Source organism: Gordonia sp. 852002-10350_SCH5691597, assembly GCF_001665715.1.
GTDB classification, from domain to species: Bacteria; Actinomycetota; Actinomycetes; order Mycobacteriales; family Mycobacteriaceae; genus Gordonia; species Gordonia sputi.
Genome location: NZ_LZMO01000019.1, coordinates 1 through 7,051, shown reverse-complemented (window position 1 = coordinate 7,051; position 7,051 = coordinate 1). Strand labels below are relative to the sequence as shown.

Below are 7,051 nucleotides of genomic sequence, written 5' to 3'. Positions count from 1 at the left end.
GAGTGTCGATGACCGTAATTGATTCCACCAAAACGTCTGTGCACAAGCAGATTCCGACACCTGAGCCGGGGCTGACCGTCGACGATTTCCTGGCCCGCGCACGTGGGCTGAGGGACAGGCTGCGGGAGGAGCAAGCCGACACCGAGCGACGCACCCGCTACTCGCCGGAGATGCACGAAGAGTTCGTGCGGCTCGGCTTCTACCGGATGCTGCAGCCGGCCGCTCTCGGTGGCTACGAACTGTCCATCAAAGACTTTCTGCGCGTGATCGTCGAAGTCGGTCGCGGGTGTCCGTCGACCGCATGGTGTCTGTGTCTGGGTTCTGCCCACGTGGTCAACCTCGCGGGGTTGTTCGACGCCGACGTTCAAGCTGCGGTCATGGGGGCCGACGGACATTTCATCGCGCCCTCCCGGGTGGTCCCGTCGGTAACAGCGACACCGGTCGACGGTGGCTGGGAACTCAACGGACTCTGGGACTATTGCTCGGGAGTTCCCTACTCCACCCACGTCTTCAATGCGGTGATGATCATGCCGACCGACGGTGGCCGCCCGCATCCGGGCCTCGCGCTGGTACCACGTGACAAGTACGAGATCCTCGACGACTGGGGCACTTTGATCGGCCTCAAAGGTAGTGGCTCCAACTCCGTCAAGGTCGACCACTGTGTCGTCGACCACGGATACGTCCTCGATATCGACATCAACGCCATCCGTCCGGATCAGACCTATGGGCTCGAGCTATACGGCAATCCGATGTACATCGGGCCGATTCAGCCGTTCTTCTTCGCCGAGTTGCTCGCCGTCGCATTGGGTATGACCAAGGCGATGTTCGACGAGTTCGCGGCGACGATGCCGGTGAAGAAGACGATGTGGCCACCGATGGCCGTGCGCGCCGAGGACTCGTTCTACCGGCAGTGGTACGGCGAGGCCACCACGCTGATCGATCAGGCCGAAGCCTGCCTGCTCAGCGTCACCGCCGCCTACGCCCAACTGTGCGACGAGTCAGCGGCGACCGGCCGGTCGATCACCATCGCCGAGAATCAGCGCTTGGTTTCGCTGGCCATCCAGGCGGGCAAGGTGCTCACCGAAGCGATGGATCTGATGGCTCGGGTGACCGGGTCCAGCGCAATGAAAGACGGCACACGCACGCAACGGTATTGGCGCGACTTCACCATGTACCGCAGTCACGTCGCGCAGACCATTCGTGAAGCCACCGCGAGCGGCTACGCCGTTGCCGCGCTCGCCGAGGCGAACGCCTGATGCGCGCGGCACTCTGGCACGGAAACGGCCGCCACGTCGAGGTCGACGATGTGAACCTGCCCGCACCCGGCCCGCATGAAGTGGTTGTCGACACCACCGCGGTGGTCGCCTGCATCACCGACGTCATCGCCTTCGACAATCCTCCTTTCCCGCCCGGCGCCCACATCCCGCAGATTCCCGGGCACGGAGGCGTGGGCATCGTGTCGGCCGTGGGCTCCGACGTCAGTCGGGTTCGCGTAGGCGACACCGTGCTCGCATCAGCCAACCCGTGGTGTGGTGTCTGCTACGCATGCCTACGAGATCGGCCGGACATGTGCGGCGAGCTGACCTTCCTCGGACCCGAGATCGAGCTCGCCCCAACCGGTTCCACGGTCGCGCACTCCTACCTCGGGTCGTACGCCGAACAGATGCTGACCCGGGAAATCCAGGTGGTCCCGCTGACCACCGGCATATCCCATCAGGCACTGGCCGTCCTCGCTGACGGCGGCGCAGGTGGCGTGGGTGGAGCGTTCAACGTCGCACCGGTCACCGCGGGAGCCAGCGTCGCGGTTGTCGGGTGTGGCATGACAGGGCTCGCGTACCTGCAGAGTGCGCGTGTACTCGGCGCAGAAACGATCATCGCCATCGATCCGCTGACGCATCGTCGGGAGCTGGCCGAAAAGTTCGGCGCCACACACACCTTCGACGCCAACGATCCCGATTTGGTCGAGAAGGTCAAAGAGGTGGCAGGCAGCTATCCGGCCCTCTTCGGTGACAAGCGCGGCGTCGAGTTCGCGTTCGAGGCCGCAGGTGACGCCTCCGCCATGGGTACCGCCATGGCCATCACCCGCCCAACGGGCCACGTCGTCCTGGCCAGCGTCACCAAGGACTTCCTCACTGCGACATTGCCGATCAGCGCTTTCGACGCCGCCATGAACGGCAAACAGATTCACGGCTGCCAGTGGGGGCAGACGAACCTGTTGCGTGACATCCCGCTGTGGACGAGGCTTCTCGAGCGCGGCGAACTGGACTTCGATTCGATGGTGTCGACCACCGTCGGTCTCGACGCCATCGACGGCGTCCTCGATCAGGTGGCCGCCTGTGAGGTCGTCGCAGCTGTTGTGGAGCCGCGACGATGACCGCGCTCGACGTCCGGGCAGACGCCGCCCGGCCACCTCGCGACCAGTTCGATTCGGACCTGTTCCGCGACGTTCTCGGGCGATTCTGTTCCGGCGTCGTGGTGATCACCGCGTCCAGCAGAGGTGAGAACGTCGGCATGACCTGCCAGTCGTTCATGAGCATGTCGTTGGACCCACCGCTGGTGGCCTTCGCGCCGGCTGCCACATCGTCGACCTATCCAGTGATCCGGGATAGCGGATCGTTCGCGGTGAACGTGCTGTCCAGCACACAATCGGCGATCGCCCTGGGCTTCGCACGCCGTGGTATCGACCGATTCGCCGATGCGCCATGGCATCTCGGCGTGACGGGCGCGCCGCTGCTCGATGATGCAGTCGCCCACATCGAGTGCGAGCTGTACGCCGAGCACGTCGTCGGTGACCACTACCTGTCCGACGGACAGGTAGTGGCCCTCGACGGCCACCCCGATGCCGAGCCGTTGTTGTTCTTCCGCAGTGCTTTCGGCGCCTGGAGCGCGACATCTCAGAACGCCACATCACACGGCGCCACATCACACCGCGCCACATCACAGCGCGCCACATCGCAGAGCGCCACATCGAATGAGGAGTCGTCATGAGTGTTTCCGTCACCGACTCGGCCGCCGTCGAGACGTCTGGCAAGTCGCGCACGGTACGTGCCGCGGTCGCCGCCTCCATCGGCGCGCCGTTGAGTGTCGAGCAGGTGGAGGTCGGAGCTCCGGCCGCGGGCGAGCTTCGGATCGAGCTGACCGCCAGCGGCATCTGCCACACCGATCTCAGCGCGCGCGACGGACAGTTCCCGGCACAGTTCCCGATCGTGCTCGGCCACGAGGGAACCGGAACTGTCACGGCGGTGGGCGAGGGCGTCGACGACGTCCGAGTCGGTGATCGGGTGGTGCTGACAATCGATCACTGCGGACAGTGTCGAAGCTGCGACCGCGGTCGGTTCTGGGCGTGCGCCAACGCCTTCGGGATGAACGTCGCGGGTGGTCGAGCCAACGGCACAACGGCGTTCACTCTGGACGGCAACCCGATCCATTCGCACTGGTTCGGTCAATCCTCTTTTGCTGCAACGATTCTTGCGCCCCGATCGACTGCGGTCGTCGTGGCCGATGACGTGCCGGCCGAGGTTGCGGCGCCGCTGGGATGCGGCATCATCACCGGCGCCGGACCGGTTCTCTATCCGCAGACCACCCGCCCACTGGACAGCCTGGCGGTATTCGGTCTGGGCACAGTCGGCCTCGGTGCCGTGATGGCGGCCCGGATTCGTGGCGTCGACCGTGTGATCGGCGTCGACCCGCTCGCCTCGCGCCGGGAGTTGGCGCGTGAGCTCGGAGCCACAGATGTCGTCGACCCGTCGACGTCGGATGCTGTCGAAGAGATTCGGCAGATCACCGGTGGTGGTGCCGACCAGACACTGGAAACCAGCGGCGCAGCCGGGATTCTCGACGTCGCGGTCGCGGCGACGATCACCGGCGGACACTGCGGTGTGATCGGCGCGCCACCACCGGGCACCACGTTCACCACCGATGTCACCACGTTCATCGCCCGCAACATCTCCATCTCCGGTGTGGCAATCGGAGACTGCGACGCCAACCAGGTGATCCCCGAACTCGTCGACCACTGGCGCAACGGTGCTCTACCCGTGCAACGACTGGTCACCGTCTTCGACATGGACTCGATCAACGACGCGATCGCCGCGGCCAAGAGTGGCCGGGTCATCAAGCCGGTCATCGTGTTCTGACGGACTCATCTGCGCTCAATACAACTCATGTCTTCCGGGTGACCCGAGGGGACACGAGCGACCAACAATGTGAACGACCGGCTCGCCGGTCGTGGAAAGGTGGCCACCAATGCCCGCATTCGACGACGGCATGGCCCAGACCGAGATACCCACCGGCCAGGTGGTCGAAACCGATGTACTCGTCGTCGGATCCGGACCGTCAGGCGCGGCTGCGTCGCTGATGCTCAGCGAACTCGGCATCGACAACATCATGATCACCAAGTACCGCTGGACGGCCAACACGCCGCGTGCCCACATCACCAATCAGCGTGCGATGGAGGTCTTCCGGGACCTGGGCATCGAGGACCAGGTGTTGGCCGACGCGACCGCGCACGATCTCGTCGGCGACACGGTGTTCTGCACGTCGATCGCAGGCGAGGAGATCGGCAGAATCCGAACCTGGGGTACCCGACCCGATCGAGAGGCCGACTACCAGCTCGCGTCGCCGTGCCTGACCGTCGACATCCCGCAGACCTATCTCGAGCCGATTCTGGTGCGCAATGCCACGGTTCGCGGTACGCAGGCCAGGTTCTCCACCGAGTACCTCTCGCACACCGAAGACGACGACGGGGTGACCGTCGATGTCCTCGACCGACTCACTGCCCACCGCTACCGCATCCGCGCCAAGTATCTGATCGGGGCCGACGGCGCCAGGTCGCAGATCGCCGCCGACATCGACCTGCCGTTCGAGGGTGCGATGGACATCGCCGGGTCGATGAACATCACCTTCACCGCCGACATCGCCGCCCTCGTCGATCACCGCCCGAGCGTCCTCTATTGGGTCATCCAGCCCGGCTCCAACGTCGGCGGAATCGGCACCGGATTGGTCCGGATGGTCCGGCCGTGGAACGAGTGGCTGATCGTCTGGGGATACGACATCAACCAGCCGCCACCAGTTCTCGACGATGCCGCCGCCACCGCGATCGTTCGCGATCTGCTCGGCATGCCGGATCTCGAACCGGAGATCACCGGCTACAGCCTCTGGGGCGTCAACGAAATGTATGCGACGAGCCTGCAGCGGGGTCGGGTTTTCTGCGTGGGCGACGCCGTCCACCGCCATCCGCCCAGCAACGGACTGGGGTCCAACACCAGCATCCAGGACTCCTACAACCTGGTGTGGAAGATAGCCGCCGTGCTTTCTGGCCAGGCCGGGCCGGCGCTGCTCGACACCTACACCGTAGAACGTGCTCCGGTCGCCAAACGCATTGTCACACGGGCGAATCGGTCGGCACGAGAGTTCGCCGACATCTTCACCGCCCTCGATATCGAGGGACTGACCGACCCGGCGGAGATGGCCGCGGCCATGGATCGTCGCAAGGAGAACACTCCGGAAGGTGCCGCGATGCGTGCCGCACTGGTCGACGCCATGGAGACCAAGAACTACGAGTTCAACGCTCACGGAGTGGAACTCGGTCAGTTCTATGAGTCCGACGCGGTCATCTCCGATGGCACGGTGCCACCACCGAGCCGCGATCCGGACCTCTATCACGTGATGTCGACCAGCCCTGGCGCCCACCTGCCGCACGCTTGGGTCGGAGATCAGAACACCAAGCTCGCCACGATGGATCTTGCGCCCTACCGCCGCTGGACCCTGATCACCGGCGTGGCAGGCGAGCAATGGGAGGAGGCCGCCGCGAAGGTGTCGGCGACCATGGGAATCCCTTTGGAGGCCATCGTGATCGGACCCGGTCGCGAGGTGACCGACCTCTACTTCGACTGGGCGAGGTTGCGCGAAGTCGGCGAGGCCGGTGCGCTGCTGATCCGACCGGACAAACACGTGGCGTGGCGTTCGCACGACCTCCCGACCGACCCGGAGGCCGAGCTGCGTACGGCCATGACCCGATTGCTGTGCCGCACATGACAATGAAGTTCGTGCACGTCAGCAACTCTCAGCGAGTGGTGTTCGCGCCCGGAGATGCGGCCCGTGCGTTGTCCGACGAGATCGACGAACTCGGCATCCGGCGGGCGATGCTCATCGCTTCGCCCAGCGGTCCGGGGGACCGGCTTGCCCGGAGCCTGCCCGTCGCTCTGCGCCACAGTGAGATCACGATGCACGTACCCGTCGAACTCGCCGAGACCGCACGAAAGCGCGCCACGGTGGCCGACGTCGATGCGGTGGTGAGTGTCGGCGGCGGTTCGGCGACGGGACTGGCCAAAGCGGTGGCGTTGACCACCGGGTTGCCGATCATCGCGGTCCCCACCACCTTCGCCGGGTCGGAGGCCACCGATATGTGGGGGATGACGCAGGACGCCACGAAGAGCACCGGCGTCGACCCTCGGGTGCTGCCGCGCGCGGTGATCTACGACGCAACGTTGACCGCGTCGATGCCGTCGGACATGGCGATGGCCAGCGGACTGAATGCACTGGCCCACGGGGTGGATTCCATGTGGGCGCCGCGGTCGGATCCGATCGATCGGGCGTTGGCCGAAGAAGCGATCCGGTCACTTGCGGGTGGACTGAGGGATATCGTCGACGACCCCGGCGCACTCTCCGGACGAGAGCACACCCTGTACGGCGCGTATCTGGCCGCGGCCGCGTTCGCATCGGCGGGTTCGGGCCTGCACCACAAGGTCTGTCACGTCGTGGGTGGCATGTTCAACCTGCCCCACGCGCAGACCCATGCCGTGGTGCTGCCACACGTCGTGGCGCTCAACGCACCCGCCGACGATGCCGCGGACACCCGCATCGCCAGAGCACTGGGATCGTCCACAGCCAACGACGGACTGGCCCACCTCTATCAGCGGACGGCTGCGCCGCGCTCCCTCGCCGAACTGGGTATGCCCGAAGCCGGAATCGAACGCGCCACCTACGCCATCCTCGACGTCATGCCCGCCGGCAACCCGGTCGAGTTGACCCACGACAACCTCGCGGCGCTGCT

At 65.5% G+C, this 7,051-nt stretch carries 6 protein-coding genes; all 6 read left to right on the top strand.

Features of this window, described 5'->3' with window-relative positions; genetic code table 11:
- Positions 1–1,256 (top strand): acyl-CoA dehydrogenase family protein (locus tag A5777_RS01400; RefSeq protein WP_156529251.1); only part of this gene is annotated, 1,256 nt, incomplete at its 5' end.
- Positions 1,256–2,374 (top strand): zinc-binding dehydrogenase, encoded by a 1,119-nt coding sequence (locus tag A5777_RS01395; protein ID WP_064861383.1) that lies wholly within the window; start codon positions 1,256–1,258, stop codon positions 2,372–2,374. The genes A5777_RS01400 and A5777_RS01395, both read left to right, overlap by 1 nt.
- Entirely contained in the window at positions 2,371–2,988 is a 618-nt protein-coding gene (locus tag A5777_RS01390) for a flavin reductase family protein (protein ID WP_064861382.1), read from the top strand. The genes A5777_RS01395 and A5777_RS01390 overlap by 4 nt, the downstream gene beginning before the upstream one ends.
- Positions 2,985–4,133 (top strand): NAD(P)-dependent alcohol dehydrogenase, encoded by a 1,149-nt coding sequence (locus A5777_RS01385; protein ID WP_064861381.1) that lies wholly within the window; start codon positions 2,985–2,987, stop codon positions 4,131–4,133. The genes A5777_RS01390 and A5777_RS01385 overlap by 4 nt, the downstream gene beginning before the upstream one ends.
- Positions 4,134–4,242: 109 nt before the next feature.
- On the top strand, positions 4,243–6,033 hold the full coding sequence (locus tag A5777_RS01380) for an FAD-dependent oxidoreductase (protein WP_064861380.1): 1,791 nt from the start codon (positions 4,243–4,245) through the stop codon (positions 6,031–6,033).
- Positions 6,030–7,051: maleylacetate reductase (locus A5777_RS01375; protein WP_064861385.1), on the top strand; the 1,022-nt coding region annotated here is incomplete at its 3' end. The genes A5777_RS01380 and A5777_RS01375, both read left to right, overlap by 4 nt.